The sequence below is a fragment of the Cupriavidus basilensis OR16 genome (assembly GCF_000243095.1).
Lineage (GTDB): Bacteria > Pseudomonadota > Gammaproteobacteria > Burkholderiales > Burkholderiaceae > Cupriavidus > Cupriavidus basilensis_D.
This window is the reverse complement of record NZ_AHJE01000357.1, coordinates 1-455: the sequence shown is the minus strand read 5'-3', so window position 1 is coordinate 455 and position 455 is coordinate 1. Positions and strand designations below refer to the sequence as shown.

The window sequence follows — 455 nt, the reverse complement described above, 5'->3', positions numbered from 1 at the left end:
GGCGATCGACGCCCGGCGCACCCGCCACCTCGTTGACGTTGGCCATGCCCCTGGCCGTCTCGATGAGCGGGAGCACCTTCACCGCCGGGCCCGAAGGTGCCGGGCAACCAGTGCGACATCCGCCGCGCTTTCCGCCTTCGGCAGCACGATGCCCGTCACGCCTTGCTCGCGGCCAAGGCGCACGTCACCCTCGAACCATTCGGTCTGCGTGGCGTTGATCCGCACCATGCCTGAGCCGCCGTTGGCCAGGTATGCCTCCAGCAGCCCCCTTGCCCGGCATTTGTCCTTGTCGGACACCGCGTCCTCGAGGTCGAGAATGACGGCGTGCGCGCCTGACGCGTTGGCCTTGGCGAAACGCTCGGGACGATTGGCGGGCACGAAAAGATAGGAACGGGCGATAGCGGCGGCGGCCATGAGGTCTTTATCCGGGATGGGGTGCATAGGTTCAGATCGCG

The 455-nt window shown here is 67.3% G+C and carries 1 protein-coding gene; it reads right to left on the bottom strand.

All coding sequences use genetic code 11. From position 1 onward, the window contains the following. Window positions 1-78 precede the first annotated feature (78 nt). Window positions 79-455 (bottom strand): aldolase/citrate lyase family protein (locus OR16_RS39120; protein WP_237717413.1); only part of this gene is annotated, 377 nt, incomplete at its 5' end.